This is a genomic window from Amycolatopsis sp. WAC 04169 (assembly GCF_003947535.1).
In the GTDB taxonomy this organism is placed as follows: Bacteria; Actinomycetota; Actinomycetes; order Mycobacteriales; family Pseudonocardiaceae; genus Amycolatopsis; species Amycolatopsis keratiniphila.
The window spans coordinates 523,926-550,696 of record NZ_QHJI01000005.1 but is presented as its reverse complement, the minus strand read 5'-3'; the positions used below and the strand labels follow the sequence as shown (position 1 = coordinate 550,696).

The 26,771-nt window shown below is 69.3% G+C and carries 27 protein-coding genes; 14 read left to right on the top strand and 13 right to left on the bottom strand.

Annotation, left to right across the window (positions count from 1 at the left end; translation table 11 throughout):
- Positions 1 to 81: 81 nt before the first annotated feature.
- Positions 82 to 1,071 (top strand): D-2-hydroxyacid dehydrogenase, encoded by a 990-nt coding sequence (locus tag DMC61_RS15335; RefSeq protein ID WP_125689831.1) that lies wholly within the window; start codon positions 82 to 84, stop codon positions 1,069 to 1,071.
- Positions 1,072 to 1,079: 8 nt separating this feature from the next.
- A complete protein-coding gene (locus tag DMC61_RS15330; RefSeq protein ID WP_125689830.1) occupies positions 1,080 to 2,456 on the top strand; it encodes an amidase in 1,377 nt (458 codons plus the stop codon).
- Positions 2,457 to 2,505: 49 nt separating this feature from the next.
- On the opposite strand, the gene DMC61_RS15325 is transcribed toward DMC61_RS15330, so the two are convergent.
- Both DMC61_RS15325 and DMC61_RS15320 read right to left on the bottom strand, forming a co-directional pair.
- On the bottom strand, positions 2,506 to 3,726 hold the full coding sequence (locus tag DMC61_RS15325) for an MFS transporter (RefSeq protein WP_125689829.1): 1,221 nt from the start codon (positions 3,724 to 3,726) through the stop codon (positions 2,506 to 2,508).
- Positions 3,723 to 4,241 (bottom strand): transcriptional regulator, encoded by a 519-nt coding sequence (locus tag DMC61_RS15320; RefSeq protein WP_125689828.1) that lies wholly within the window; start codon positions 4,239 to 4,241, stop codon positions 3,723 to 3,725. Before DMC61_RS15320 ends, DMC61_RS15325 begins: the two co-directional genes overlap by 4 nt.
- A gap of 107 nt (positions 4,242 to 4,348) precedes the next feature.
- Here DMC61_RS15320 and DMC61_RS15315 point away from each other — a divergent pair, with 107 nt between their 5' ends.
- The gene (locus DMC61_RS15315) at positions 4,349 to 5,323 is read left to right on the top strand and encodes an aldo/keto reductase (RefSeq protein ID WP_199749997.1); all 975 of its coding nucleotides are present in this window, start codon (positions 4,349 to 4,351) and stop codon (positions 5,321 to 5,323) included.
- Here DMC61_RS15315 and pqqB read toward each other — a convergent pair.
- From pqqB to pqqA, 5 genes are all read right to left on the bottom strand, one after another.
- Positions 5,320 to 6,183 carry a pyrroloquinoline quinone biosynthesis protein PqqB gene (gene pqqB, locus DMC61_RS15310; protein ID WP_125689827.1) on the bottom strand — a complete coding sequence of 288 codons (864 nt, stop codon included), beginning with the start codon at positions 6,181 to 6,183 and terminating at the stop codon, positions 5,320 to 5,322. The genes DMC61_RS15315 and pqqB overlap by 4 nt on opposite strands.
- Complete coding sequence (gene pqqE, locus DMC61_RS15305) at positions 6,180 to 7,259, bottom strand: pyrroloquinoline quinone biosynthesis protein PqqE (protein WP_199749996.1); 1,080 nt, start codon at positions 7,257 to 7,259, stop codon at positions 6,180 to 6,182. Before pqqE ends, pqqB begins: the two co-directional genes overlap by 4 nt.
- On the bottom strand, positions 7,250 to 7,522 hold the full coding sequence (gene pqqD, locus DMC61_RS15300) for a pyrroloquinoline quinone biosynthesis peptide chaperone PqqD (RefSeq protein ID WP_016336984.1): 273 nt from the start codon (positions 7,520 to 7,522) through the stop codon (positions 7,250 to 7,252). Before pqqD ends, pqqE begins: the two co-directional genes overlap by 10 nt.
- 2 nt (positions 7,523 to 7,524) lie before the next feature.
- Entirely contained in the window at positions 7,525 to 8,205 is a 681-nt protein-coding gene (gene pqqC, locus DMC61_RS15295; RefSeq protein WP_125689826.1) for a pyrroloquinoline-quinone synthase PqqC, read from the bottom strand.
- An 85-nt stretch (positions 8,206 to 8,290) separates the two neighbouring features.
- The gene (gene pqqA / locus DMC61_RS15290) at positions 8,291 to 8,386 is read right to left on the bottom strand and encodes a pyrroloquinoline quinone precursor peptide PqqA (protein WP_043848360.1); all 96 of its coding nucleotides are present in this window, start codon (positions 8,384 to 8,386) and stop codon (positions 8,291 to 8,293) included.
- A 280-nt stretch (positions 8,387 to 8,666) separates the two neighbouring features.
- Between pqqA and DMC61_RS15285 the strand changes: the two genes are divergently transcribed.
- Complete coding sequence (locus DMC61_RS15285; protein WP_125689825.1) at positions 8,667 to 9,653, top strand: sorbosone dehydrogenase family protein; 987 nt, start codon at positions 8,667 to 8,669, stop codon at positions 9,651 to 9,653.
- Between the two features lie 52 nt (positions 9,654 to 9,705).
- Here the strand turns inward: DMC61_RS15285 and DMC61_RS15280 are convergent, their stop codons facing one another.
- On the bottom strand, positions 9,706 to 11,082 hold the full coding sequence (locus tag DMC61_RS15280; RefSeq protein WP_063271617.1) for a wax ester/triacylglycerol synthase family O-acyltransferase: 1,377 nt from the start codon (positions 11,080 to 11,082) through the stop codon (positions 9,706 to 9,708).
- Between the two features lie 96 nt (positions 11,083 to 11,178).
- On the opposite strand from DMC61_RS15280, the gene DMC61_RS15275 reads away from it, so the two are divergent.
- The 9 genes from DMC61_RS15275 to DMC61_RS15235 all read left to right on the top strand — a co-directional run bounded on the left by DMC61_RS15275 (position 11,179) and on the right by DMC61_RS15235 (position 22,530).
- Positions 11,179 to 12,192: a glutathione S-transferase family protein gene (locus DMC61_RS15275; RefSeq protein WP_125689824.1), complete on the top strand. Its 1,014-nt coding sequence runs from the start codon at positions 11,179 to 11,181 to the stop codon at positions 12,190 to 12,192.
- Entirely contained in the window at positions 12,176 to 13,333 is a 1,158-nt protein-coding gene (locus DMC61_RS15270; RefSeq protein ID WP_125689823.1) for an FAD-binding oxidoreductase, read from the top strand. Before DMC61_RS15275 ends, DMC61_RS15270 begins: the two co-directional genes overlap by 17 nt.
- Entirely contained in the window at positions 13,326 to 13,949 is a 624-nt protein-coding gene (locus DMC61_RS15265) for an MSMEG_1061 family FMN-dependent PPOX-type flavoprotein (RefSeq protein WP_125689822.1), read from the top strand. Before DMC61_RS15270 ends, DMC61_RS15265 begins: the two co-directional genes overlap by 8 nt.
- 333 nt (positions 13,950 to 14,282) lie before the next feature.
- Positions 14,283 to 15,914, top strand: coding sequence for a thiamine pyrophosphate-binding protein (locus DMC61_RS15260; protein ID WP_125689821.1), 1,632 nt, complete (start codon positions 14,283 to 14,285; stop codon positions 15,912 to 15,914).
- Positions 15,911 to 17,965, top strand: a complete 2,055-nt coding sequence (locus DMC61_RS15255) for a hydantoinase/oxoprolinase family protein (protein ID WP_125689820.1) — start codon at positions 15,911 to 15,913, stop codon at positions 17,963 to 17,965. Before DMC61_RS15260 ends, DMC61_RS15255 begins: the two co-directional genes overlap by 4 nt.
- On the top strand, positions 17,962 to 19,659 hold the full coding sequence (locus DMC61_RS15250; protein ID WP_125689819.1) for a hydantoinase B/oxoprolinase family protein: 1,698 nt from the start codon (positions 17,962 to 17,964) through the stop codon (positions 19,657 to 19,659). The genes DMC61_RS15255 and DMC61_RS15250 overlap by 4 nt, the downstream gene beginning before the upstream one ends.
- Positions 19,660 to 19,661: 2 nt before the next feature.
- Entirely contained in the window at positions 19,662 to 20,447 is a 786-nt protein-coding gene (locus tag DMC61_RS15245; RefSeq protein WP_016336974.1) for an SDR family NAD(P)-dependent oxidoreductase, read from the top strand.
- 4 nt (positions 20,448 to 20,451) lie between these two features.
- Positions 20,452 to 21,147, top strand: coding sequence for a GntR family transcriptional regulator (locus DMC61_RS15240; RefSeq protein ID WP_125689818.1), 696 nt, complete (start codon positions 20,452 to 20,454; stop codon positions 21,145 to 21,147).
- Between the two features lie 111 nt (positions 21,148 to 21,258).
- Complete coding sequence (locus DMC61_RS15235) at positions 21,259 to 22,530, top strand: aspartate aminotransferase family protein (RefSeq protein WP_125689817.1); 1,272 nt, start codon at positions 21,259 to 21,261, stop codon at positions 22,528 to 22,530.
- Between the two features lie 151 nt (positions 22,531 to 22,681).
- Here the strand turns inward: DMC61_RS15235 and DMC61_RS15230 are convergent, their stop codons facing one another.
- From DMC61_RS15230 to DMC61_RS15220, 3 genes are all read right to left on the bottom strand, one after another.
- Positions 22,682 to 23,104, bottom strand: coding sequence for a VOC family protein (locus tag DMC61_RS15230; protein ID WP_016336971.1), 423 nt, complete (start codon positions 23,102 to 23,104; stop codon positions 22,682 to 22,684).
- Positions 23,083 to 23,277 (bottom strand): hypothetical protein, encoded by a 195-nt coding sequence (locus DMC61_RS15225; RefSeq protein WP_007028443.1) that lies wholly within the window; start codon positions 23,275 to 23,277, stop codon positions 23,083 to 23,085. Before DMC61_RS15225 ends, DMC61_RS15230 begins: the two co-directional genes overlap by 22 nt.
- A 147-nt stretch (positions 23,278 to 23,424) precedes the next feature.
- A complete protein-coding gene (locus tag DMC61_RS15220) occupies positions 23,425 to 24,015 on the bottom strand; it encodes a TetR/AcrR family transcriptional regulator (protein ID WP_125689816.1) in 591 nt (196 codons plus the stop codon).
- Positions 24,016 to 24,076: 61 nt separating this feature from the next.
- Here DMC61_RS15220 and DMC61_RS15215 point away from each other — a divergent pair, with 61 nt between their 5' ends.
- Positions 24,077 to 25,429, top strand: a complete 1,353-nt coding sequence (locus DMC61_RS15215) for a flavin monoamine oxidase family protein (protein WP_125689815.1) — start codon at positions 24,077 to 24,079, stop codon at positions 25,427 to 25,429.
- A gap of 10 nt (positions 25,430 to 25,439) precedes the next feature.
- On the opposite strand, the gene DMC61_RS15210 is transcribed toward DMC61_RS15215, so the two are convergent.
- Positions 25,440 to 25,934 carry a GNAT family N-acetyltransferase gene (locus tag DMC61_RS15210; protein ID WP_125689814.1) on the bottom strand — a complete coding sequence of 165 codons (495 nt, stop codon included), beginning with the start codon at positions 25,932 to 25,934 and terminating at the stop codon, positions 25,440 to 25,442.
- Between the two features lie 42 nt (positions 25,935 to 25,976).
- Positions 25,977 to 26,756, bottom strand: coding sequence for an IclR family transcriptional regulator (locus DMC61_RS15205; RefSeq protein ID WP_125689813.1), 780 nt, complete (start codon positions 26,754 to 26,756; stop codon positions 25,977 to 25,979).
- Between the last annotated feature and the right edge of the window lie 15 nt (positions 26,757 to 26,771).

Here is a 26,771-nt window from a genome sequence, read left to right as displayed (position 1 = left end):
TTCTGCTGTCACAGGTCCGGTGCTCCGGGGGTCGTTCCTCGGATTGTTGACAATCATACGAGCCACTTTTACGGTGTCAACGTGATCGCCTCGGAGACCCCTGTGCTGGCGGTGCTCTGCGGAGACACGCGCCCACCGGACATGCGCGCTATCGAAGCCGAAGCGGTGGTTCGTTACACCGACGCGGCCGGGTTGGCCGACGCGTTATCCGGCGCCGACGCGTTCTTCGTCTACGACTTCCTCTCCACCGCCGTCCCGGGCGCCTGGCATGCGGCCGACCGGCTGCGCTGGCTGCACATCGCCAGCGCGGGCGTCGACCCGGTGCTCTTCCCGGGGCTGCAGGAGAGCGACGTCGTGCTCACCAACTCGCGTGGGGTGTTCGACGGGGCGATAGCCGAGTACGTACTCGGTGTCGTCCTCACGTTCGCCAAGGATTTCGCCCGGTCGTGGGATCTGCAGAAGCAGCGGCAGTGGAAGCATCGGGAGAGTGAGCGGATCGCCGGCCGTCGCGTCCTGGTGGTCGGCACCGGCCCGATCGGCCGGTCGATCGCGCGGATGCTGCGGGCGGCCGGGATGTCGGTGGCGGGTGTCGGACGTCGTCCTCGTGCGGACGATCCCGACTTCGGTGACGTGTATGCCTCGGCGGAGCTGTCTCGGCATCTTCCCGGAGCGGACTACGTCGTCGCGGTCGCGCCACTGACCGAGCAGACCAAGGGCATGTTCGACGCCGAAGCCTTCGGCGTGATGAAACCCGGCTCGCGGTTCGTCAACGTCGGCCGCGGCGAACTGGTCGTCACCTCCGACCTGATCGGCGCGCTGCGGGACGGGCCGCTCGGCGGCGCGGCGGTCGACGTCTTCGACACCGAGCCACTGCCCGCCGAAAGTCCTTTGTGGACTATGGAGAACGTGCTGATCTCGCCGCATATGTCGGGCGACTTCGTCGGCTGGCGTAATACTCTGGTAGAGGTGTTCGCGGACAACTTCCGTCGCTGGCGCGCGGGGGAGCCACTGCGCAACGTCGTGGACAAGCAACTCGGATACGTGCCGTCGGAGACGCTTCGCCAAGGTTAGGGGCCGGATTGAACGACACCAAGTTGACCGCGAGTGAGCTCGTCGCCGCGTATGCCACCGGAGAGCTGTCACCGGTCGAGGCCACCCAGAACGCGTTGCGTGCCATCGAGGAACGCGACGGCGAGACCAACGCCTTCTGCCTGGTCGACGCCGATGGCGCGCTCGAACAGGCGAAGGCGTCCGAGGTCCGGTGGCGGGACGGTAATCCGATCGGCTGGCTCGACGGTGTCCCGGCCTCGATCAAGGACATGTTCCTGACGCAGGGCTGGCCGACGCTGCGCGGTTCGCGGTGCATCGACCCCGACCAGCCGTGGGACGTCGACAGCCCGGTCACCGCGCGACTGCGTGAGAACGGCTTGGTACTGCTGGGAAAGACCACGACACCGGAACTGGCGTGGAAGGGCGTCACCGACAACACGCTGACCGGGATCACCCGCAACCCGATCGACCCGTCGACGACGGCGGGCGGCTCCAGTGGAGGCAGCGCCGCGGCCGTCGCGGCGGGGATGGGCGAGCTTTCCGTCGGCACCGACGGTGGCGGCTCGATCAGGATCCCGGCTTCGTTCTGCGGAATCGTCGGTCTCAAACCGACACACGGCCGGATCCCGCTGTTCCCGGCGAGCCCGTTCGGGCCGCTTTCGCACGCCGGCCCGATGGCGCGTTCGGTGGACGACACGGCGCTGCTCCTCGACGTGCTCGCGATGCCCGACTACCGCGACCCGGCCGCGCTCGCCCCGCCGGTCTCGACCTACCGCGAGGCCGTCCGCCGGGACGTGCGCGGGCTGATCGCCGCGTACTCGCCGACGCTCGGCTATGTCGACGTCGACCCGGAGGTCGCGGAGATCGTCAAGTCGGCGGTGCAGTCGCTCGGGGACGCGGGCCTGCACATCGAAGAGGCCGATCCCGGCTTCGCGGATCCCAAGCCCGCCTTCGACATCCTGTGGTCGACGGGTGCGGCCAAGTGGCTGGACACCTTCCCCGCCGGTTCGGAGACCAAGGTCGACCCCGGGCTGCGGAAGGTCTGGGAGTTCGGCAAGACCTTCTCGGCGAGCGACTACCTCGGCGCCAACGCCGAGCGGGCCGCGCTGGGCATCCTGATGGGCGAGTTCCACACGCGCTACGACGTGCTGATCACGCCGACCCTGCCGATCCCCGCCTTCGAAGCCGGGCACGAGGTGCCGCCGGGCAGCGGGCTGAGCGGCTGGCCGGACTGGACGCCGTTCACCTACCCGTTCAACATGACCCAGCAGCCCGCCATCAGCGTGCCGGCGGGCCGCACCTCCAGTGGCCTCCCGGTCGGTCTGCAGATCGTCGGCCCGCGGCACTCCGACGACCTGGTGCTCGCGGTCGCGAAGCTCCTCGAAGAGGTCCGCCCCTGGCCGTGACCTGCGGAAAGGGAGCAAGGGACCTTTGCTACCACTTTCGCGGGCGGGGTCAGGGCTGGGCGGCGTGGGTCTTCCGGACCAGTCCGCGCACCTGGCCGCTGCACAGGGCGAGACAGGTGGCGGCCACGACCAGGGCGGCGCACGCGAGCAGGGTCGTGCTGACCCCGAAGTGGTGCGCGGCGGGTCCGGCCGCCATCTGGCCGAGCGGCAGGGCGATGAAGGAACCGAGCATGTCGTAGGAGTAGACGCGCGCGAGTTTGTCCTCGGGCACGTTCTCCTGCAGCGAGACGTCCCACGCGACCACGAACTGCTCGATCGCCAGGCCGGAGACGAACATGGCCGCGAGCAGCAGCGGGAGCAAGGGCGCCTGGCCGAGAAGGATCAGCGGCGGTGCTTCGAAGAGGATCACCGCGACACCGACGAACAGCGCGCGCCGCGGCTGCCATCGGGCCACGAGGATCCCGCCGACGAGCGAGCCGATCGTCTGCGCGGCGAGGGCGAAACCCCAGCCGGAGCGCCCGAAGGTGCTGTCGGCGACGACGGGACCGAGCACCGCGATCCCGCCGGCGATGACGGCGTTCACCACCATGAACTGCACGACCACGACCCACACCCAGGTCCGTGACCGGAATTCGCGCCAGCCTTCGGCGAGTTCCGCCAGCGGACGGCTGCCGGGGACGCGTTCCCGGCGGTTGAGGCGGATGCACCGGTACGACAGGGCCGAACCCAGGAACAGGAGCGCGTTCCCGGCGAGCGCCCAGCCGGGGCCGACCGCGGTGACCAGGATGCCGCCGAGTCCGGCACCGGCGATCCGGCCGGAGTTCGACAGCAGCCTGGCCAGCGCGTTCGCCTGCGCGAGCTGGGTGGCGGGCACCGTCAGCGGGGTGAGCGACGCCGACGCCGGGGCCGAGATCGCGGCCACCGCTCCATTGACCACGCTCAGGGCGACCAAGAGCGGGATCGACGCGAATCCACAAAGGACACTCGCGGCGATGACGGCCTGGGTCAGCGTGGCGGCGACCTCGGTGCCTTGCAGGATCACCGACCGCGGCAGCCGGTCCGCGAGCACCCCGCCGAACAGCAACAGCACCACGCTCGCCACCGAGCGGGCGCCGACGACGATGCCGATGTCGACGGCGGAACCGGTCAGGTCGATGACGGCGAACGCGAGCGCGAGCGGGGCGACGGCGTTGCCGAACTCCCCGAACGTGCGGCCGGCGATCAGCCAGCGGAAGTTGTGGTGGCGCAGTGGTTCGCGCAGGGTGGTCACGGTCGCCTCATCTCGAACATCGCCACCGTCGCGCTGACCGGGATCGTGCCGCGGGTGCGGGGTGGTTTCGCGGCCGAGTGCAGCAGAGCGCTCAGTTCGCGAGCGTGTTCGAGCGCCTTCTCCCAGGTCTCGCGGTCGACCCACATCTCCGCGTCGTTGATCGAGCCGCGTTCGCCCGGCAAATGGAATTCGCTGCGGCGCTTGAGTTCTTCGACCATCGCCGCGATGAGAAGCTGTTCCTCGTCCGGATGCTTCGAGGTGAACCGCATCCCGGACTCCGGATCGTGTCGGTAGCGTTTCGCCAGCCCGCCCCGGATCCGGACCTCCTCGGCGACGTCGAGCAGCCCTGCCTCGTGCAGCCGTCGCACGTGATAGCTGACATTCGCTTGTGTCTCACCGAGTTCGCGCGCGGCTTCGGCCGCGCTCATCGCGACACCGGTCAAAAGCGACAGAATGCGCAGCCGCAAGGGATGGGCGAGGACGCGAAGCCCATCGAGGCCGGGGGACTCGGACATGCCACGAGTATCGACTGCCGGGACGGCAACCGTCAAACAGTTATTTGGGGGTTTCATTGGCCGGGAGAACCGGTGCGGTGATCCGATGTCTGTGCTCTGCTGGAGTCATGCGTACGACGACATTGGGCAGGAGCGGCCTCGAGGTGTCGAGGATCGCCTTCGGCACCTGGCAGCTCGGCGGGGACTGGGGTTCGTTCGACGAGGACACGGCGATCGCCGCGATCCACCACGCCCGCGAACTCGGGGTCAACCTCTTCGACACCGCGCAGGCCTACGGTTTCGGGAAGTCCGAAGCCATGCTGGGGAAGGCGCTGCGCGAGGAACTCAAGCGCGACCGCGACAATCTCGTCATCGCCACCAAGGGTGGCATCAAGCCGCGCTCCGAACGGCCACGCGACTCCCGGCGTGAGTGGCTGACGCAGGGAATCGAGGACAGCCTTCGTTTCCTCGACGTCGACCACATCGACCTCTACCAGATCCACTGGCCCGACCCCGGCGCCCCGGCCGAGGAAACGGCGGGGATCCTGCAGGAGTTCGTCGACGCCGGGAAGATCCGGCACGTCGGCGTCTCGAACTACGACGCCGCCGGGCTGGCCGCCTTCGACGAGACCCGTCCGGTGGAAACCCTGCAGCCGCCGTATCACCTGTTCCGCCGCGACATCGAGACCGATCCTCTGCCGTACGCGCGCGAGAACGACATCGGTGTGCTCGTGTACAGCCCGCTCGGCAGCGGCTTGCTGACCGGGGCCTTCACACCCGAGACGACGTTCGAGAAGACCGACTGGCGGTCCCGGTCGTCGGCGTTCACCGGAGACACCTTCCTGCGCAACCTCGCCGTGGTCGACAGGCTCAAGGAATTCGCCGCGGGCAAAGGGATCTCGGTCAGCCAACTCGCGATCGCGTGGACGCTCGCCCAGCCCGGGGTACACGTCGCGATCGTGGGCGCGCGCAAGGCGGCCAACATCGAGGCCGGCTTGGCCGCCGCCGACATCGACCTGTCCGCGGACGAACTCGCGGAGATCGATCGTCTCACCGCCGACGCCGTTCCCGTTTCGGGAGCGAGCCCCGAAGGCGTCGTCTAGAGCTTGAATTCCGTACCGTCCAACGGAAGGGAGCCGCCGCCGGCCAGTACGGCGGCGTGCTCCGGCGAGGCAGGGTCGATCACCGGGTTCGTGTTGTTGAGATGCGTGTACACCCACCGTGGGCCCGGCCGGAGTTTCGCGAGGCTGCCGGTGATCGGCAGATGCCCCATCGCCAGCTGGGCGCCGTCGCCGACCTCGGCCGCGGTGGCACCCGACATCTCGTCCGGCGCGTAGAAGGTTCCGTCCAGCAGCACCAGGCCCGCGTCGCGCGTGAAGTCGTCGAATCCGTCCGGCCAGCTCTTCAGGCAAGGCGCGTATACGAAGACGCCGCCGGTCTGGACGTCTTCGATCCGGTACGCCACGACCCATGGTCCGTCCTCAGTGGACGAACGGGCGTACTTCGGCTGTTTGTCGCTCACGGGAAGCATGCTCACGCGGAGACCGTCGATGGAGACATCCGATGACGGCAGCCACTCCCAGCCGCCGTAGCCGTCGATGATCGAACGTGCGGGGAACTGTTCGGACAAGGCACCCAGAACCGCCTCCGGTGCCCATATCGGAAGGCCGCCCGCCTCCCGCAACAGAAGCAGGCCGAGCGAATGGTCGAGTTCGGCGTCGGTCAGCAACACCCCGCGCAGCGGGATTTCCCGCGGCCCCGGCCCGGCGCGCAAGGGCGGCGTAGCGAGGATCTGCGCACGGATGTCGGGGGACACATTGAGCAGATACCAGCCCTCGCCGTCCGCGCTCACCGCGACACAGTCCTGGGTCCGCGGCGGCGCGTCCGACACGCAGAGCGCGCAGGCGCAGTTCCATTGCGGGAAACCGCCGCCCGCCGCGGTACCGAGCAGGATCACCCTCATCGCGGTGCCCGCATCACGAGTTCGTCCGTTTTCGTCGGCGTGGCGAGAATGAGGTCGACCACGCCGCGATGCGGTGAACGCGAGCACACCGGGTCCGTCGCCGCGGCGTCACCGGTGAGCTGGAACGCCTGGCACCGGCAGCCGCCGAAGTCGATCGCGCGCCGCTCGCAGGTGCCGCAGGTGTCCGGCATCCAGTCCTCGCCGCGATAAGCGTTGAAGGAAGAGGATTCGTACCAGATCCAGGCCAGCGGCTTGTCCCGCACGTTGTCGAAGTCCAGGGTCTCGATCGCCGTCGACGCGGGACACGGCAGCACGTTCCCGTCGGGTGCCACCGTCAGTTGCCGCGCGCCCCAGCCGTACATACACGGCTTCGGGTACTGCTCGTAATAGTCGGCGACGACGTAGATGATCTCCATGCGGCCGCGCAGCCGTTCGGTGGCCGCGCGCACGATCGGCTCGGCCTCGTCGAGTTGCCGCCGGGTCGGCATCAGGGCGTCGCGGTTGCGCAGGGCCCAGCCGTAGTACTGCGTATTGGCCAGTTCGAGCCGGTCCGCGCCCATTTTCTGGGCCAGGTCGATGATTCCGGCGAGCTGGTCGTGGTTCTGCCGGTGCAGGACGACGTTGACCGAAAGCGGCAGCCCGGCCTTCGTGATCAGTTCGGCGGTGACCAGCTTCCGGTCATGGGCGCGCGCACCGGCGAGCCGGTCCGCGCGGTCGGCGGTCGCGCCCTGGACGGAGAGCTGGACATGCGCGAGGCCGCGTTCGACGAGGTCGTCCAATCTGGACTCCGTCAGCCCGAGCCCGGACGTCACCAGGTTGACGTAGCACCCCAGTTTCGTGGCGTGCTCGACCAGGATGGGCAGATCCGGTCTGGCGAGCGGCTCGCCGCCGGACATGTGCACCTGGAGCACGCCGAGTTCCCGTGCCTGCGAGAGCACGGAAATCCATTCCTCTGTGGACAGTTCGCCGTCACGGGCGATCAGCTCCACCGGGTTCGAGCAATACGGGCAATGCAGCGGGCAGCGATGGGTCAGCTCGGCCAGCATGCCCAGCGGTGCCGCGGTGTTCAGGTCCATTCGACGATCCGCCGATCTCCGAGCCGGGACAGGACGTCCAGGATTTCTTCCTCGCGAACACCGGCGTAGCGCTCGCGCAACGCCGAAGCGATCGCCGCGACGTCCCCGACGCCGTCGCAGAGGGAAAGCACGGCCGCCGCCGTGGGATTCGGGACGAGCACGCCTTCGGGGAACAGGAGGACGTGCGTTTCCCTGGTCTGGTCGTAGCTCAGCCGGACTCCGCGCCGCAGCCGCGGCACCGACCCCAGGTCGAGGGTGGTCATGGCTACTCCTTGGCCGCCGCGCGCTCGATGGCGTCGAGCATGGACCACAGCACGTCGGTCTTGAACGACAGCGCGGCTATCGCCTTCTCCTGCTGCTCACGGGTGACGGCGTGCCGCACCACGATGTCGAGCGTTCCCTTGCCCTCGCCGGAGACCTTGTCGATCCGGTTGGTGAAGTAGGCGAGGTCTTCCGGGGCGATCCACGAATAGTTCGCCAGCATGTCGGCGACCCGCCGCTGCATCAGATGGCCGGCGAACATTTCGGTCAGCCCCGAAGCGACCGCTTCGAGCCAAGGCTTCGTGCGGGCGAAGGTCACGTAGGCGTCGACGGCGAATCGCACGCCGGGGGCGACGTGCCGCTGATCGAGAACCTCTTCGCGGTCGAGCCCGACCGCGGTGCACAACCGGAGCCATCGCTCGATTCCGCCGTCCCCGGCCTTCGCGCCGTCGTGGTAGACGATGCGATCGAGCCATTCACGGCGGATCTCCGGCAGTGGGCAGTTGCTGATGATGGCCGCGTCCTTCTGCGGGAGCACACATTGGTAGTACCAGCGGTTCGCGGCCCAGATCTTCAGCTCGTACTCGGACAGCTCGCCGTCGTGCATCCGCACGTGGAACGGGTGGGTGCCCCAGTAACGGTGGGAAAGCCCGCGCAGAGCCGCGATGAACTCCGACGACGACATGACGGACACCGTGCTGCCTCCAACGGCTCGCTGATCGGGACGGCGGCGCGGTGGTGGGGGACGGCCCCCACCACCGGATGCGGTTTCAGTCCTCCATGCGGGCCGCGTAAGCGGTGACCTCCATGGGGGTTTCGTACTCGACGAAGTCGGGCGTGGTCCATACCTCGATGGTTTCGGTCATTTCCTGCTCCTAACGTCCACATGGGATCGAACGGGGCCGAGCCCCGCCACCCTAGAAGCGTGTCCCCGATTCTGACCAGACGTAAGGGGCGACTTCCGCTGGCATTTTGTAAAGTTTCCTACCTATGGCCGATCGGGCCGCCCGATTCGTCACGCTCGGCGCACACAACGGTTAACAGCCCGCGCCGCCGATAGCCCGTCCAGTGGTGTCCGTTTCGTTATGTTGTGTGTTTCTATCCAACTTCGCGGGGCTCCAGGGGTGTAGCTGAAGGAGGCGTCCCATGTCCTTACGTCGTATTCTCGCCGCCACGTTCGCCGCCGCGACGGCCGTGTCGATCGCGGCCGTCCCGGCGGCCGCCGAAGCGCCGCCGTCGGCCCAGGCGATCAGGCAGCTCGCGAGCGGCCTCAACCAGGCCTGGTCGATCGACTTCCTGCCCGACGGCACCGGCGTCTTCACGCAGAAGGACGCCAAGACGATCAGCAAGATCGACAAGGCGGGCAAGGTCACCACGGTCCAGACCATCCCCGGCGTGAGCGTCACCGCGGAGGCCGGACTGCTCGGCATCGCCGTCTCGCCGAAGTACGCCACCGACGAGACGGTCTTCATCTACTACACGACCAGTTCCGACAACCGCATCGCCAAGCTGAAGCTGGGCCAGCCGCCGACGCCGATCGTCACCGGCATCCCGCGTGGCTCGCAGTACCACCACGGCGGGCGGATCCGCTTCGGGCCGGACGGCTACCTCTACGCGGGAACCGGTGACGGCCAGAACGGTGCCAACGCGCAGAACAAGAACTCCCTCGGTGGCAAGGTCCTGCGCGTCACCACCGACGGCGCGGCCGCGCCCGGCAACCCGTTCAACAGCCGCGTCTACTCCTACGGCCACCGCAACGTCCAGGGGCTGACCTGGGCGAACGGGCAGCTGTACATCTCCGACATCGGCGCGAACAGGCTCGACGAGCTGAACAAGATCGAGCCGGGCAAGAACTACGGCTGGCCGACCTGCGAAGGCCCGTGCAACACGGCGGGGATGACCAACCCGGTCAAGTCCTGGCCGACGTCCTCGGCGACGCCGAGCGGGCTCGCCGCGTACAAGGGTTCGCTGTACATGGCGTCGCTCAAGGGCGGCACGTACAAGCTCGATCTGAACGGCAACGGCGGCAAGCTCTGGACCAACCTCGGCCGCACGCGTGACGCGACCGCCGGCCCGGACGGCCAGCTGTACACGATCACCCCGGGCGGCCTGTACGTCTCCGACGGCAGCTAGCCCCCCGGCGCGTTTAGTCCTCTGAATGCGGTGGGCTACCGCATTCAGAGGACTAAACGCGGGGTAGGGAGACCGCGTGTTCCAGTTCGACGAGCGCGGTGTCCAGGTGGGTCAGGATGCGCTGCAGATGCGGGACGCTCCGGCGGCAGCCGGTGACGCCGAAGTCGAGGTTGTCCCCATTGCTGGTCAGCGTGATGTTCAGCGCCTGCCCGTCGAGCAGCACCGACGCCGGGTAGATGCCGTCGAGCGCGGCGCCGTTCCAGTACATCTGCTTGCGCGGCCCTGGCACGTTGGAGATCACCAGGTTGAACGGCGGTTTCGTGTTGTTCACGAAACCGGGGATCGGTGAGATGCCGAGCTGCGCGACGTTGATCCCGGACAGCAGCAGCGTCTGCAGCGGGGTCAGCTCCGAGAAGAGCTTCTTGCCGTTCCGCATGGACGCGTTGATCGTCGCGAGCCGCGCGGCCGGATCGGTCAGATGGGTGGCGAGGTTGCACAGCAGCGCGCCGATGTTGTTGCCCGCCGCGTCCCCGCTGTCCTTACGTCGCAAGGAAACCGGGACCATCGCGGTGAGCGGCGCGTCGGGGAGCGCGTTCTGTTCGATCAGGTAGTCGCGCAGCGCGCCCGAGCACATCGCGAGGACGACGTCGTTGCGCGACACCCCGGCCGCGGTCGCCACCTTGCGCACCCGGTCCAGCGACCACGACTGCGCGGCGAACCGGCGGGCCCCGCCGATCGGCACGTTCAGCATCGTCTTCGGCGCTTGCGCCGGCAGCGTGAGCGTGTGCTCCTGGAACGCTTCCCGCGCCACCTTCATCGCGGCGGGCGCGATCCCGGCGAGCTGGTTGACCGTCTTGCCGAAGGTGCTGAGCACCGAGGGCGACGCCTTGCCGTTGCGGCCGCCGTCCGGTTTGGCGCGGCGTCCCCACGGCGGCGGGCAGTCGAGGTCGGCCGGGTCGTCCGACAGCGTGCCCTGCAGATGCCGCAGCGCCGAGACGCCGTCCATCAGCGCGTGGTGGATCTTGCTGTAGATCGCGAACCGGCCGTCCTGCAGGCCCTCGACCAGGTGGATCTCCCACAGGGGGCGATGCCGGTCGAGAAGGGTGCTGTGCCAGCGTCCGGTCAGCTCCAGCAGTTCGCGGATGCGGCCGGGCTGGGGCAGCGCCGAATGACGGAAGTGGTAGTCGAGTTCGAGGTCGGTGTCGGTCGACCAGGCGAGGTGGCCCGCGGTGTTGACCGGCCGGGCGGGACGGCGCCGGAACACCGAGCGCATGTTGTCGGAATCGAGCAGTTTCCGGCGGATGTCACGCAGGTACTCGGGCCCGGCGTCCTCGGGTTTCTTGAACAGTTGCAGTCCGCCGACGTGCATCGGATGTTCGCGGGTCTCCACGAGAAGGAACATCGAATCGGTCACGGGCATGAACGGCATCGTCGGGACCACCTTCCGCGCGGCGGCGTGCGGACACGCCGGGTGCCAGAGTCTACGCACACCGAAACCACCTTCTCACGCTTTAGGGTGGCTCACATGACGATCCCGACCGATCCGCAGACGGGTGAGTTCCGTCGGTCCGCCAACCATTTCGACGCGCGTGTCACCGCCGACGGCCGCGACGGCTGGCCGGTGGAGGCGGGGAGATACCGGCTGGTGGTCAGCCGGGCCTGTCCCTGGGCGAGCCGCGGACTGGTCGTCCGGCGGCTGCTCGGCCTCGAGTCCGCGTTGAGTGTGGCCGTGGCTGACCCGATCCAGGACGAGAAGAGCTGGCGGTTCACCCTCGATCCCGGTGACCGGGACCCGGTGCTCGGGATCAAGTACCTCGCCGAGGCCTATCACGCGGCCGATCCGCACTACATGGGCGGGATCAGCGTTCCGGCCATTGTGGACATTCCGAGCAAACGGCTGGTGAGTAACGACTATCCCCAGATCACCCTCGACCTGTCCACCGAATGGACGAGCCTCCACCGGCCCGGCGCGCCAGACCTCTACCCAGAGCGACTGCGCGGCGAGATCGACGACGTCAACGCGGGGGTCTACGCCGACGTCAACGCCGCCGTGTACCAAGCCGGTTTCGCGACCAAGCAGGCCGCGTACGAGGACGCCTACACCCGGCTTTTCACCATGCTGGACGTGCTTTCCGAACGGCTCGAAAAGCAGCGCTACCTCGTCGGTGACACGATCACCGAAGCGGACATCCGGTTGTTCACCACGCTCGTCCGCTTCGACGCCGTCTACCACGGGCATTTCAAGTGCAACCGGAACAAGCTGGCCGAGCTGCCGGTGCTGTGGGCCTACGCCCGCGACCTCTTCCAGACGCCGGGCTTCGGTGACACCGTCGACTTCGACCACATCAAGCGGCACTACTACGCGGTGCACGAGCAGGTGAACCCGACGCGGATCGTCCCCTTGGGACCGGACCTGTCCGGCTGGACGACGCCGCATCACCGGGAGCAGCTGGGCGGGCGCCCGTTCGGTGACGGCACGCCGCCGGGACCGCCGCCCGAGGACGAACGGATCGGGGACACGGATGGAGCCACTGCCTGAACGCACCGACGTCGTCGTGATCGGAGGCGGCATCATCGGGGTCGCCTGCGCGTACCGGCTCGCCGCCGCCGGGGTCTCGGTGCTGCTTCTCGAACGCGACGCGCTGGGGGCGGGGTCGACGGCGAAGGCGGCGGGCGGGATCCGGTCGTCGTTCACCACCCGGGTCAACATCGAGATCGGGTTGCGCGGGCTGGCCGAATACGCCTCCTTCGCCGAGACGTACGGGACCGAGATCGACTTCCGCCGCGACGGCTATCTGTATCTGGTCACCGACCCCGCGGACCTGCCCGAATTCGAGCGCTGCGCCGAACTGCAGAACTCCTACGGCGTCCGCAGCCGTCTCGTCGAGCCCGCCGAGGCACGGCGGTTTTCCCCGCTGATCGACACCGAAGGCGTGGTCGCGGCGCTGTGGTCGCCCGACGACGCCAAGGCGACTCCGGACTCCGCGGTGCAGGGCTACGCGCGGGCGGCCCGCGGGCACGGCGCGGTGCTGAAGACCGGCGTCGAGGTCGTCGGCATCGAACGCGACGGCGACGAGATCACCGGCGTCCGGACCTCGGCCGGTTCCGTGCGGACGGACGCGGTGGTCTGCGCCGCGGGCGCGTGGTCGGGGCGGATCGGCGAGCTGGCGGGCGTCGACCTCCCGGTGCGGCCGTACCGGCGGCAGGTCGTGTTCACCGGCCCGGTCGCGGACCTGCCCGGGCGAGTGCCGCTGACCATCGAGATGCCCTCGGCGTTCTACTTCCACCGCGAGGGCCTCGGCTTGGCGATGTCCTTCTGCGACGGTGACGGCGACCCCGGCTTCGACACCCGGTATCAGCCGGGCGAGTGGCTGCCGAAACTCGCCGAGATCGCCGCGCGCCGGGTGCCCGCCGTGCTCGGCGCCGGGATCCGCGGCGGCTGGGCCGGGCTGTACGAGGTGACTCCCGACCGCAACCAGATCGTGGGGGAAAGCGTCCACCTGTCGAGGTTCTTCTACGCGACCGGGTTTTCGGGACACGGGTTCCAGATGGGCCCGGCCGTGGGGGAGCTCGTGCGGGACCTGTATCTGGGGCGGGTCCCGGCCATCGACATCACCGGGCTCGACGTCCGCCGGTTCGCCGGCGACCGGGCCGTGACGAGGGAGCACAACATTGTCTGAGTTCGTCGAAGTCACCACCGAGGCGGAACTGCGCGAGATCCTGCCGCCGCCGCTGGAGCGGACCGCGAACAAGGCGCGCCCGAAACTGCACGAGCTGGACCGGCAGTGGCTCGCGGAGTCACCGTTCGTGCTGATCGCGACTTCGGCGGCCGACGGCACCTGCGACGTCTCGCCGAAGGGCGACCCGGCCGGGTTCACGCTGGTGCTGGACGACACGCGGATCGCCATTCCGGAGCGGCCGGGCAACCGGCGCGCCGACGGGTTCCACAACGTGCTGTCGAATCCGCACGTCGGGCTGATTTACCTCATCCCCGGCCGCGGCGACACGTTGCGGATCAACGGCCGCGCGCGGCTCGTGCGCGAGGCGCCGTTCTTCGACGACATGATCGTGAAGGGCAACCGGCCGAAGCTCGCGCTGGTGGTCGACATCGACGAGATCTTCCACCACTGCCAGAAGGCGTTCATGCGGTCGAAGCTGTGGTCGCCGGAGAGCTGGACGCCCGGTGCGCTGCCGTCGCGGGCGGCGATCTCCAAGACCTTCGAGCGGCCGGAGGACTCGCTGGCCCACCTCGAGGCGTACTACGCACCCGCGGCCTACTCGGCCGGTTTGTACTGAGGGGCGTGCTGCTGCCGTAGCGGGGCCGATATCGGCGAGTGGGGAGGATTTGGGACGTTCAACGTCCCAAATCCTCCCCACTCGGATGCGAGGTCGGAACAGCCTCCGACGATGTAGGAATCGGGACACTCAACGTCCTGATTCCTACATCGTCACCCTCCTGGCACACCGGGTAGCCGATCCTCGCGCCGGTCAGGTGATACGAGTGTGGAGGATTTGGGACGTTCAACGTCCCGAATCCTCCACACTCGACCGTGCCGGGGCGAGCTGGCGGAGCCTTCACACGCCGTGGCTGGTTGCTGGATCGTTGAACGATCTGGCACTATCGGCGGGGTGCCTGCACCCACCGGAGCCCAGCATCTCGCCGACGCGCTGACCGCTCTGGGGACCGAAGTCGTCTTCGGTCTCCCCGGGGTGCACAACCTGCCGTTATGGGAGGCGCTGGCCGATACGGACATCCGGCTCGTCGGGGTCCGGCACGAACAGACGGCCGGGTACGCGGCCGACGGGTACGCCCGCGCCACGGGCAAGCTCGGGGTCGCGCTGGTGACCACGGGGCCGGGCGCGGCGAACACCCTCGCGGCGGTCGGCGAGGCCATGGCGTCGGCGGCACCGGTGCTGATCATCGCCACCGACATCCCGTCCACGCTGCGGCGGCCCGGCGTGGTCCGCGGCGTCCTGCACGAGACGTCCGATCAGCAGGCGATGTTCGCGCCGGTCACCAAGGCCGGGTTCACCGTCACGAGCGCCGACCAGGTCGCCGCCACGCTCCACCGCGCGGCCCGGCTCGCGCTCCAGCCGCAGAGCGGGCCGGTCTACCTCGGCATCCCCACCGACTTCCTGTCCGAGCGGACGCCCGCGCGCCGTCCGCCGCGTTCGCACGCCCGGCCTGCCGAGATCCCGGATCTCACCGAGGCCGAGGCCCTGCTGGCCGCCGCGGACCGGCCGCTGATCTGGGCGGGCGGCGGCGCGTTGCGTGCCGAGGCGGGGGAGGCGATCGGGAAACTCGCCGAACGGCTGGCCGCGCCGGTGCTCACCACGTTCGGCGCCCGCGGGCTCCTGTCGGTCGATCATCCTTGTCTCGCCCCGAATCCGGTGCACGCGCCCGAGGTCGGCGCGCTGTGGGACGAGGCCGATGTCGTCCTCGCGATCGGCACCGACTTCGACGGGCTGATGACGCAGAACTGGCTGATGCCGCAGCCGAAGAAGCTCATCGCGATCAACGTCGACCCGGACGACGCGGCCAAGAACTACCAGCCGGACATCACGCTGGTCGGCGACGCCCGGGTGCTCGTCGAGGCGCTGAAGGTCGAGGAGCGGTCCGGGATCGCGGCGCTCGTCGGCAGGCTCGCCAAGGTCTCCGCCCGGGTCCGGCAGCGGATCAAGGAGGAGGAGCCGCAAGCCGCGGACCTTCTGTCCACTTTGGACGAGGTATTGCCGCCCGACGCGGTGGTGGTCGCGGACATGTGCGTGGCCGGGTACTGGATCGGCGGATTCCATCGGGTCCGTGCGCCGCGCAAGCTCGCGTATCCGATGGGCTGGGGCACGCTCGGCTACGGTTTCCCCGCGGCGCTCGGTGCCGGCGCCGCGGGCGGCGGCCGCGCGATCTGTGTCACCGGGGACGGCGGCTTCCTCTTCGGCTGCGGTGATCTCCACACGCTGGCGCAGGAACAGTTGCCGGTCACGACGATCGTCGTCGACGACGGCGGGTACGGGATGCTTCGCTACGACCAGGATCGCGCCGGGCTGCCGCGCCGGGGCGTCGATTGGGACAGTCCCGATTTCGTCGGACTGGCGAGGTCCTTCGGCGTGCACGCTGATCGCGTCTCCGGGTTCGGGCGGGCGTTCCGGCGGCTGCTCGGCGAGTTCGTCGAGTCCGACGAGCCGAACGTGCTGGTCGTCCGCGCGAAGATGGCGCCGCCGCTCAACACCTCGCCGCGCTGGTACCGCAAGGAATCCCCGTGACCGGGCTTCGGATCGGCGTGGACATCGGCGGTACTTTCACCGATCTCTGCGTACTCGACGAAACCGGGGTCGTTGCCGTCGGCAAGGTGCTGACCACACACGACGAGCCCGCCCGCGCGGTCGAGGAAAGTCTCAAAAGGACACTCGCCGACGCCGGGCTGGACGCGGGCGACGTCGAGCAGTTCGTGCACGGCACCACCCTGGTCACGAACGCGCTGATCGAACGCAAGGGCGCCCGCACCGCGCTGCTCGCGACCGCCGGTTTCCGTGACGTGCTGGAGATGCGGCGCGAGCACCGGTACGAACTCTACGACCTGCTCATCGAACTTCCCGCCCCGTTGGTCCCGCGTCACCTGCGGTTCGACGTGCCCGAGCGGATCCTCGCCGACGGTTCTGTCCACACCGGACTGGATGAGGAGTACGTCGCACGGCTGGGCCGCGAACTCGACGCCCGTGGGATCGACGCGGTGGCGATCTGTTTCCTGCACGCCTTCACGAATCCCGCGCACGAACGACGCGCCGCCGAGGTGCTCAAGGAGGTGGCGCCTCGGTTGCGGCTCGCGCTGTCGAGTGAGGTCGTTCCCGAGATCCGCGAATTCGAACGCGCGTCCACCACGGTCGCGAACGTCTACGTCCAGGACCTCACCGAGCGCTATCTGCGCGATCTGGAACGGCGTTTGCACGAGGCCGGAGTGCGGCCGTCGCCGCACATCATGCTGTCCAACGGCGGGATCGCGACCGTCGACACCGCCGCCCGCTATCCGATCCGGATCCTCGAATCCGGCCCGGCGGGCGGTGCGCTGGCCGCGTCCGCGATCGGGTCCGCGGCCGGTGTCGACGACCTGCTGGCCTTCGACATGGGTGGCACGACGGCGAAGCTGTGCATGATCTCCGGCGGCGCGCCGCTGGTGACGCACGAGTTCGAGGTGGACCGGAAGTACCGGCTGCTGCCGGGATCCGGGCTGCCGGTCAAGGTGCCGGTCACCGACATGATCGAGATCGGCGTCGGCGGCGGCTCGATCGCGCGTCTCGACGCGCTCGGGCTGCTCACCGTCGGCCCGGATTCGGCGGGGTCCGAGCCCGGGCCGGTCTGCTACGGACGAGGCGGCACCGAGCCGACCGTGACCGACGCCGACCTCGTGCTCGGCTACCTGGATCCAGGCTATTTCCTCGGCGGCGGAATGACTTTGGACGCCGAGGGCGCACGTGAGGCGATCCGTTCGAAGATCGCGGGCCCACTCGGCGTCAGCGTCGAAGAGGCAGCTTGGGGCATCCACACCAGCGTCAACGAGGACATGGCCAACGCCGCCCGCGTCCACGCCGTCGAGCGCGGCAAGGATCCGGCGAAGCTGCCGATGTTCACCTTCGGCGGCGCCGGGCCGGTGCACGGTGTCGGCGTGGCGCGGGCGCTCGGCGCGCCCGAGGTGGTCGCGCCGCCCGCCGCCGGGGTGCTGAGCGCGGCGGGATTCCTCACCGCGCCCCTGGCCTTCGACTTCGTCCGTTCGGCGCGTTCGGCGGTCCTCGATCTCTCCTGGGAGCAGGTCGACGCCTTGTTCGCCGAGATGGAGGCCGAGGGCGCGGAACTGCTGCGGAAGTCCGGTGTGGACGATGTGACGCATCGCCGGATCGCCGAGATGCGGTATTCCGGGCAGGGCTACGAGATCCGCGTGCCGGTCGAGCGGGGGAACTGGCCGGAGTCGCTGATCGGCGCGTTCACCGAGACCTATCGGACGCTGTACCGGCGGACCGGGCCGGACGTCGGGATCGAGGTGCTCAACTGGCGGGTCGTCTCCAGCGGGCCGGCGCCCGAGGTCACGCTGAAACTGGCGGGTGCCGAGGCCGAGGGCGACGCGCGCAAGGGGAGCCGCCCGGCCTACTTTCCCACTGAAGGTGGATTTGTCGACACGGCGGTGTTCGACCGGTACCGGCTCAAGCCGGGTGACCGCGTCGACGGGCCCGCCATCGTGGAGGAACGAGAGTCCACTGTGGTCGTTCCGCCGGGTGCGCGCTGCGTTGTCGGCGATGACGCCAGCCTGGTGGTGACGGTATGAGCGTCGACCCGATCCTGGTGGGTTTGCTGGGGAACCGGCTGCACTCGATCCTGGCGGAGCAGCAGAACGCGCTCGTCAACACGGCTTTCTCGTCCGTGGTGCGGGAATCGCTCGATCTGGCCTGCGCGGTGTTCGACTCGCGCGGTGAGATGATCGGCCAGTCCGTCGGCGGGACCCCCGGCCACATCAACGCGATGGCGACCGGGATGCACCACTTCGTCGCCGCGTATCCACCGGAGACCTTGGCGCCGGGCGACGTCCTGCTCACCAACGACCCGTGGCAGACCGCCGGGCAGATCAACGACATCACCGTCGCGACGCCGGTGTTCCTGCGGGGCAGGCTGGTCGCCTGGTTCGCTTCCTGTTGCCACGCCCCGGACATCGGCGGACGGCTGGTCTCCGCCGAGGCGCACGAGGTCTTCGAAGAGGGGCTGCGCCTGCCGATCGTGAAGTTCCTCCGCGCGGGCGAGGTCAACGCGGATCTCGAACTGCTGATCCGCGCGAACGTCCGCACCCCGGAGGAGACCATCGGCGACCTGTACGCCCAGGTCACCGGGAACGAGGTCGGCGCTGCCAGCCTGGTGCGGCTGCTGGAGGAATTCGGTCTCGATTCACTGGACGACGTCGCCGCGGAGATCATGAACCGCTCCGAACGGGCGCTGCGCGACGCGCTGGCGAAACTGCCGGACGGCACGTACACCAGCGAATTGGCGACAGACGGTTTCGACGACGAAGAGGTCGTCCTCAAGGTCGCGGTGACCATCGACGGCGAGGACATCCACCTCGACTTCGCGGGATCGTCGCCGCAGAGCCGCCGCGGGATCAACGTGGTTCTGAACTACACCAGGGCGTACGCGTCGTTCGCGGTCAAGGCGGCCATTTCGCCGGAAGTACCGCACAACGCGGGTTCGTTCCGGCCGGTGCATGTCACCGCGCCGGAGGGATCGGTGCTCAACTGCCTGCCGCCCGCGCCGGTCGCGTCGCGGCATCTGATCGGGCACTTCCTGCCGTCGCTGCTGATCAGCGCCCTGCCCGGCAAGGCCATGGCGCACAGCGCGGACGCGTTGTGGATGACGATCTGGCGCGGTACCGACGCCGACGGCCGCGAGTTCATGCTTAACGTCTTCCAAACCGGCGGTATCGGCGCTCGGTCCACAAAGGACGGACTCAATACTACCGGGTTCCCGAGCGGTCTGCGCTCGACGCCGACCGAGGTCATCGAGACGATGGCGCCGCTGATCCAGTGCGAACGCGTGTTGCGCACGGACTCGGGCGGCGCCGGAAAGTGGCGCGGCGGCCTCGGCCAGCGCACGACCATGGCCGCGCGCGGCGAGATCTCGTGGAGTGTCAACGGGAATGTCGACCGGTTGCACCGCCCGGCGTCCGGTGTGGACTCCGGGCGCGACGGGGCGGCCGGCCGCTTCGAGCTCACCCGTGGTGCCCTGCCGTCGAAGAGCCGGGTGAATCTGCGGCCGGACGACGTGGTGAACGTGGTCTTGCCCGGTGGCGGCGGTTACGGCGACCCGAGGGAGCGGGCCACGGAAGCCGTGCTCGCCGACGTCGTCGACGGATACATCTCGGTGGAGGCGGCGCGCGAACTGTACGGCGTCGAGGTCACCTATCACGGGGACCCCGGAGCGCTGGTGCGTCTTCCGGAGGACTACACGGCGGTTTCGTCGCGAGGGAGGAAATGAGCATGGGTCGGCTGGCAGGCAAGGTCGCGGTGGTCTTCGGGGGAGCGAGGGGTATCGGGCTCGCCACCGTGAAGGAGTTCGTCGCCGAGGGCGCGACCGTGTTCTCCAGTGACATCCGCGAACCCGCGGAGGCTGTCGAAGGGGCGCGACACTCCCTTGTGGACGCGACCGACGAAGGACAGGTCGACGAGTTCGTGCGCGGCGTGGTCGCCGAGACCGGCCGGGTCGACGTGCTGTTCAACAACGTCGGCATCCACCTCGGGAAACCGCTGGCGGACACCACGTTGGCGGAATTCGACAACATCTTCGCGCTGAACGTGCGGGCCGCCTTCCTCGGCACGCGGGCGGTGCTGCCGCACATGATCGCGAACAAGGCGGGCAGCATCGTCACGACTTCGTCCAACGGCGGCGTGATGGGCCGCCCCGGCGACCCGGTGTACAACGCCACCAAGCACGCGCTGGTCGGCATGATGAAGTCGATCGCCGTCGCGCACGCGCACCAGGGGATCCGGGCGAACACGGTCAACCCCGGCGCGATCGACACGGACATGCTGCGCGGCACGCTCGCGTCGCCGGAGGACTTCGAAGCCAAGCAACACCAGCTGGTCGCGAGCACGCCCGCCGGGCGGGTCGGCGAGGCGTGGGAGGTCGCGAAGGCCGTGGTCTTCCTGGCCAGCGACGAATCCCGGTTCGTCAACGGGGTCGCGCTCCCGATCGACGGCGCGAAGGCCGCCGGTGCCATGCCGGGCAACCGGTACAGTCTCGACTTCGAACTCGGCGTCAGGTAGCGCCGTGTCCACCTCTGCCGCCGAGGAGACGCTGGCCCGCGACAGACCCTTGCTCGAACGGAGCGGGACCGCGGAACGGGTCGCCGAGATCCTGCGTCAACGCATCACCGAAGGCGTTTTCCCGCCGGGGTCGAGGCTTTCCGAACCGTCGATCAGTGCCGCGCTCGGCGTTTCGCGCAACACCCTGCGCGAGTCCTTCCAGCTGCTGGCGCACGAACGGCTCGCGGTGCACGAACTCAACCGCGGCGTGTTCGTCCGCGAGCTGACCGCGCAGGACATCTCGGATCTGTACGTGATGCGGCGCGTCACCGAATGCGGTGCGCTGCGGCGCGCGTCGGAACTGTCCACTGTGGATCTTTCGGCCGTCGCGGCCGCGGTGCGGGACGGCCGTGCCGCGGCCGACGAAGGCGACTGGCAGGCCGTCGGGACCGCGAGCATCGCGTTCCACCAGGCGGTGGGCGACCTGGCGGGCAGCGAGCGGGTCAGCACGACGATGCGCCAGGTGCTCGCGGAGACGCGGCTCTTCTTCGTGCTGGCGGAGAACACGCGCGCGTTCTTCGAACCGTTCCTGGAACGGCACGAGCGGATCCTGCGGGACCTGGAGCGGGGACGATTCGGGCCCGCCGAGACCGCGCTGGAGAAGTACCTGCGGGAGGCCGAGAAGCAGCTTCTGGCCGCTTACGACCGCCGGGACTCGTGAGTCGGCGACTACAAGCCGGACAAGTCCGCGGCGCGAACTGTGCACGATGGAGTGGTCGCGTCCCGGGCGGATCCGGGTGAGGATGGGGGCACGAGCACGAGGAGGAAGATCATGGTTTCGTCGGCGTCCGCGCGCAATCCGCTGTGGCACCCCTTCGCGGACATGGGAGCGGTCGACGGCGACCGGCTCGTCATCACCCGCGGTGAGGGTTCCTACGTCTGGGACGACGAGGGCAAGCGGTATTTCGACGCGACGGCGTCACTCTGGTATGCGAATTTCGGGCACGGGCGCGAGGAGATCGCTCAGGCCGTCGCGGACCAGCTGCGGACGCTCGATTCGTACAACCTGTTCGGCTACAACGCCAACGAGCCCGCGCTGAAGCTCGCCGAGCGCGTTTCCGCGCTCGCGCCCGAACCGGGCTCGAAGGTCTTCTTCGGTTCGGGCGGCGGTGACGTCATCGACACCGCGGTCAAGATCGCCCGTTCGTATTTCGCGCACACCGGGCGCCCGGAGAAGGTGCACGTCATCGGCCGGGTGCAGGGTTACCACGGCACCCACGGTTTCGGCACGGCCGTCGGCGGCATCGCGGCCAACGCGGCGGGCTTCGGGCCGCTGCCCGGCGACATCTCGCACGTTCCCTATGACAGCGCCGAAGCACTCGAAGCGGAGATCCTGCGGGTCGGCCCGGAGCGGGTCGCGGCCTTCTTCTGCGAGCCGGTGATCGGCGCGGGCGGCGTCCTGCTTCCGCCGGACGGGTACATCGAGACGGTCGCCGGGATCTGCCGCAAACACGACGTGCTGTTCGTCGCGGACTGCGTGATCGCCGCTTTCGGGCGGCTCGGGACCTGGTTCGGGATCGACCGGTGGGCGGTGAAACCGGACATGATCACCACCGCTAAGGGAATCACCGGCGGGACGATCCCGCTGGGCGCGCTGATCGTCGCGCCACGGGTGGCCGAGCCGTTCTTCACCGGCGCGCCGGGTGCGCCGGTGCTGCGGCACGGCGCGACCTACGCCGGGCATCCGGTGGCCTGCGCCGCGGGGAACGCGACGCTGGACATCTACGAGCGCGACGGGCTCATCCCGCGCGGGCGGGAACTGGAGAAGCCGTTGGCGGACGCGCTGTCCGGGCTGGCTTCGCATCCGCTGGTCGAGGAGGTCCGGGCCGGGCTCGGCTTCCTCGGCGCGGTCGAACTGAAGGCGGACGTCGTCGCGGCGAACCCCGGCGCGGCGAACCGGCTGCAGCGGCTGGCGCGGGACGAAGGTGTCCTCGTGCGGAACCTGGCCAAGGGGATCGCGGTGTCGCCGCCGCTGATCGCCGGGGAGACCGAGCTCGACCTGCTCGCGACGGCGTTGCCGCGCGCGCTGGACAAACTCGCCTAGCCGAAAGCCTCGTGAGTGGTAAGGACGGCTCTCACCGTCCTTACCACTCACGAGCCGCGCACGAGGGCCGCGCGCTCGGTCATGAAGGGCACAGCCGACGGGACCAGGTCCCTTCATGACACCCCCAGTGACGGGCCCTCGTGGGCCCGCCTCAGGAGAGGCAGAGTTCGTTGCCTTCCGGGTCCGCGATCGTGATCCACTCGGCGGGACCCTGCTTGCCGCGGTGCAGGAACGTCGCACCGCGCGCGGTCAGCCGCTCGAGCTCGGCCTCGATCTTGTCCGCCCCCATCCGGATGTCGAGGTGCAGGCGGTTCTTGACCGTCTTCCCCTCCGGCACCAGCTGGAAGAGGAACCGCTGCTTCGTCTCCGGATGGACGATCGCCGCGCCGTCCTTCCACACCAGGACACCGTTGTGCGTGGTGGTCGCCTCTTCCGGGGCGTACCCCTTCGCGACCATCTCGCGGATGAACTCCTCGTTGCTCCCCTCGACCTGCCAGCCGAGCATCTCGGCCCACCAGTCGGCGAGGTCGTGCGGATGAGCGGAGTCCACGGTCACCTGGAAGTCATACGCCATACCGGCACATTAACGACCCGCCCCGACAATTCCGGGCGCTCATGCCCGCTGACCACGGTGAACCGCCATTTGTCGACCCCGCCGCCGATGATCTCGGCGTAGCGCCGGGCGCCGTCCGCGTTCGCGAAACGCACCTGCTGCCCGTTGGTGAGATGGGTGATCTTGACCGCCATCCGTGCCTCCCTGAAGTCCGGTGCCGGCCCGCGGAGCTTCCCCCTCCGGGACCGGCGCGGATAGTAGAACACATGTTCGATGGCCGTCGCCAACCCAGCCCCCCGCGCGGGTGGCTTCGCGTGATCGGAGCCGGAACTCGCGGCGTCTCAGCGGGTGGTCAGGCCGGTGATCAGGTCGTGAACCAGTGCCGCGGCCTGCGCTCGTGCCTCGTCGGGGTCGTCGGTCTCGGCGACGACCAGCGCCAGCTCGGTCAGTGCCCCGTAGAAGGCGGCCGCGACCAGCTTGGCCGGATGCGGCCGGATCCGCGAGGTGGCGAGCATCGCCTGGACCGTGTCGTCGACCAGGCCGCTCAGATGTTTTTGGTCGAGTTCGCGCCACCGGCGCCAGCCGAGCGCGATCGGCCCCTGCAAGAGCACGACGTGGCGGTACCGGGGTTCGGCGCAGACGGCCAGGAACTCCGTGGCTCCCCGTTCGGTGCGTTCGACGGGATCCTCCGATGAGGCGATCGCGGCCCGGATGCGGTCCGCCGCCTCATGTTCCAGCTCGTCCACGACAGCCTCGAACAGTCCGCGTTTACCGTCGAAGTGGTGGTACAGCGCCCCGCGCGTCAGGCCCGCGGCGCGGACGAGCTCCTCCGCGGAGAGGCTCGCGTACTCCCGTTCGGCGAACAGGCGCAGGCCGGTGTCGAACAAGGCCTGGCGGGTGTGCTCCGCGTACTTCACGCGCACCGATTCCATTCGCCATGACTATCACATACACTCCGTATGTCAGATACACGCTGTATGAAGGTGGGCGGCGATGGAACGATCGGTGGACGTCGTGGTGGTCGGAGCGGGGATCGCGGGCCTGGTCGCCGCCCGTGATCTGGTCCGGACCGGGGCCGAAGTGCTGGTGCTGGAGGCGCGTGACCGGGTGGGCGGCAGGCTGCTCAACGACGAGCTCCCCGGTGGCGGCCCCATCGAGGTGGGCGGCCAGTGGGTGGGGCCGGGGCAGCACGAGGTGCTCGCGCTGATCGAAGAGCTCGGGCTGAGCACGTATCCCACGTATGACACGGGCAGGCGTATCGCCGAGTTCGCCGGGCGCCGGGCCGAGTACGCGGGCCGGATCCCGCGGCTGGGTCCCGTGGCGCTGGCCGACATCGGCCAGACGCAGTTCCGGCTGGACCGGCTGGCGCGACGGGTGCCGACGGCCGAGCCGTGGCTGGCGAAGCGGGCCGCGGAACTGGACGGCCAGACCCTGGCGACCTGGTTGCGGCGGACCGCCCGCACCTCGGCGGGACGGTCGTTCTTCCGGGTGATCACCGAGGCGCTGTTCTCCGCCGAGCCCGAGGATCTTTCCGCGTTGTGGGTGGCCTGGTACCTCGGCGCCGGAGGCGGGCTGAACGCGATGATCGAGACGGCGGGCGGCGCGCAGCAGGACCGGGTCGCCGGCGGTACGCAGCGCATCGCGCTCGCGCTCGCCGGCGAACTCGGTGACCGTGTCGTCCTCGGCGCACCGGTGACCGGCATCGAATGGGAGACCTCGGGAGTCCGGGTACGGGCGGGCGCCATGACCGTCCGCGCCCGTCGCGCCGTGGTCGCGGTGCCACCGACGCTGGCCGCGCGCCTGCGGTTCACTCCCGGCCTGCCCGGCGACCGCGATCAGCTCGTCCAGCGCATGCCGATGGGGCGGGTGATCAAGGTCAACGTCGTCTACGACGAGCCTTTCTGGCGCGAGAAAGGGTTGAGCGGTCAGGCGAACAGCGACCGCCGCCCGCTGGGCACGGTGTTCGACAACACCCCGCACGGCGGATCACCCGCGGTGCTCGTCGGTTTCCTCGAAGGACGGCACGCCGACGAAGGCGCGCGGCTGGCCCCCGCCGACCGCCGTGCCCGCGTCCTCGACGACCTCACCGGGTATTTCGGGCCACGGGCCTGGAAGCCGATCGCGTACCTGGAACGTGACTGGGCGGAGGAGGAGTTCAGCCGCGGCTGCTACGGCGCGTTCACCACGCCCGGCACCCTCACCCGGTTCGGTCCGGCCCTGCGCACGCCGGTCGGGCCGCTGCACTGGGCGGGCACCGAAACCGCCACGCGCTGGGCGGGTTACATCGACGGCGCCGCCGAATCCGGGCATCGCGCCGCCCGCGAGATCGCCTCCGCGCTCGGGTGAGCCGCGCGGGTCATCGGCGCATGGTCACCCGAGGCCACGCGTCCAGGCCGCGGGCGATTTCGTGCTCGCGGACGGCCCGCAGGCCCTCCGTAAGGCTCTCCTCGTCGAGTGTCGCGAAGCCGAGCCGGGCATAGTACGGCGCGTTCCACGGCACTTCGGCGTACGTCGTCAGCGTCAGCCCGGCGAGACCTTCGCGCGAGGCCCACTCCGCGGCGTGCTCGATCAGCCGCCGCCCGAGGCCCCGCCGCGCGTGACCGGGATGGACGGACACCTGCTCGATGTGGCCGTGACCGTCGACGACCTCGGCGAGCAGGTACGCCACCGGGCCGTCGCCGGCGTCCCAGACCCACGCCCGGCCGTCGCGCTGGAAAACCGTGAGGTCCGCGATCGACGGCGGGTCGTCGTCGGCGATCGCGGCCATGCCGAGCGCGCGGAACGGTTCGCCCGCGGCGCGTTCGACGTCCTGGAGCGCGGGCAGGTCTTCGGGAGTGGCGAGTCGGATCACGGATCGAGTTCTACCCCGCCGCGGTGCGCGGCCGCCCGCGATTTACAGCGAGAACGACGAAACGGCGCGGTGGATCCTGCTCGCGTACGACTGGAGCGTGACGATGGCGGCCCGTTTCGCGTCGTCGCCGATCCGGGTCGCGGGGGCGGCCAGGGTGAGCACCGCGGGCCGGTGCCCGGTGCTCGGGATCGGCACCGAACACGACCAGACGCCGTCGTCCAGTTCGCCCCAGCTCACCGAATACCGGTTCGCGCCGGCGCGTTTGACCTCTTCCCGCACGCTCGGACCGCGGCGCTGGACGATCGACGAAAGCCGTCTCTCGCGTTCGGCCTCCGGCAGCATGGCGAGCAGCATCTTGCCCGACGCGCCGGTGCCGAGCGGGACGGAATGCCCCGGCTGGAAGGTGAAGCGCATCGCGCGTTCGCATTCGACCCGGTCCGCGCAGACCGCGGAATCGCCGAAATGCTGGAACAGCAGCACCGTCTCGCCGAGGTCGCGGGCGGCCTCCTCCATCGACGGCCGGGCGAGGCGGGCGAGATCGTTGGCCAGCTGCGCGGCCCGCGCGAGCGGCATCACCTGGCTCGTCACGTGATAGCGCCCCGTCTTGCCCTCCTCCAGGAGCTGGAGTTCCTTCAACAGCGCGACATAGCGGTACGTCGTGGCGACCGGGGTGCCGATCCTCGCGGCCAGTTCGGCGACGCTCGCGTCCCAGCGGCGTTCGGAAAAGGAGAGCAGCAGTTGCAGGACCTTGCGGGAGCTGCTGGCGCCGGGGGTGCGTTTCGGCGGGGCGGTGGTGTCCAGGGATCGTGCGGCAGGCGTCATCTCGACCTCTCGCCG

What these genes read in the sequence shown, in the direction of transcription:
- DMC61_RS15270 (WP_125689823.1), top strand. Translation starts at nt 12,176, where the DNA reads ATGGAGCCACTGCCTGAACGCACCGACGTCGTCGTGATCGGAGGCGGC.
- DMC61_RS15230 (WP_016336971.1), bottom strand. Translation starts at nt 23,104, where the DNA reads ATGGCGTATGACTTCCAGGTGACCGTGGACTCCGCTCATCCGCACGAC.
- DMC61_RS15215 (WP_125689815.1), top strand. Translation starts at nt 24,077, where the DNA reads ATGGAACGATCGGTGGACGTCGTGGTGGTCGGAGCGGGGATCGCGGGC.
- pqqC (WP_125689826.1), bottom strand. Translation starts at nt 8,205, where the DNA reads ATGTCGTCGTCGGAGTTCATCGCGGCTCTGCGCGGGCTTTCCCACCGT.
- pqqB (WP_125689827.1), bottom strand. Translation starts at nt 6,183, where the DNA reads ATGAGGGTGATCCTGCTCGGTACCGCGGCGGGCGGCGGTTTCCCGCAA.
- pqqD (WP_016336984.1), bottom strand. Translation starts at nt 7,522, where the DNA reads ATGACCACCCTCGACCTGGGGTCGGTGCCGCGGCTGCGGCGCGGAGTC.
- DMC61_RS15220 (WP_125689816.1), bottom strand. Translation starts at nt 24,015, where the DNA reads ATGGAATCGGTGCGCGTGAAGTACGCGGAGCACACCCGCCAGGCCTTG.
- DMC61_RS15250 (WP_125689819.1), top strand. Translation starts at nt 17,962, where the DNA reads ATGAGCGTCGACCCGATCCTGGTGGGTTTGCTGGGGAACCGGCTGCAC.
- DMC61_RS15320 (WP_125689828.1), bottom strand. Translation starts at nt 4,241, where the DNA reads ATGTCCGAGTCCCCCGGCCTCGATGGGCTTCGCGTCCTCGCCCATCCC.
- DMC61_RS15205 (WP_125689813.1), bottom strand. Translation starts at nt 26,756, where the DNA reads ATGACGCCTGCCGCACGATCCCTGGACACCACCGCCCCGCCGAAACGC.
- DMC61_RS15275 (WP_125689824.1), top strand. Translation starts at nt 11,179, where the DNA reads ATGACGATCCCGACCGATCCGCAGACGGGTGAGTTCCGTCGGTCCGCC.
- pqqA (WP_043848360.1), bottom strand. Translation starts at nt 8,386, where the DNA reads ATGACCGAAACCATCGAGGTATGGACCACGCCCGACTTCGTCGAGTAC.
- DMC61_RS15225 (WP_007028443.1), bottom strand. Translation starts at nt 23,277, where the DNA reads ATGGCGGTCAAGATCACCCATCTCACCAACGGGCAGCAGGTGCGTTTC.
- DMC61_RS15245 (WP_016336974.1), top strand. Translation starts at nt 19,662, where the DNA reads ATGGGTCGGCTGGCAGGCAAGGTCGCGGTGGTCTTCGGGGGAGCGAGG.
- DMC61_RS15285 (WP_125689825.1), top strand. Translation starts at nt 8,667, where the DNA reads ATGTCCTTACGTCGTATTCTCGCCGCCACGTTCGCCGCCGCGACGGCC.
- DMC61_RS15315 (WP_199749997.1), top strand. Translation starts at nt 4,349, where the DNA reads ATGCGTACGACGACATTGGGCAGGAGCGGCCTCGAGGTGTCGAGGATC.
- DMC61_RS15280 (WP_063271617.1), bottom strand. Translation starts at nt 11,082, where the DNA reads ATGCCGTTCATGCCCGTGACCGATTCGATGTTCCTTCTCGTGGAGACC.
- DMC61_RS15235 (WP_125689817.1), top strand. Translation starts at nt 21,259, where the DNA reads ATGGTTTCGTCGGCGTCCGCGCGCAATCCGCTGTGGCACCCCTTCGCG.
- pqqE (WP_199749996.1), bottom strand. Translation starts at nt 7,259, where the DNA reads ATGGACCTGAACACCGCGGCACCGCTGGGCATGCTGGCCGAGCTGACC.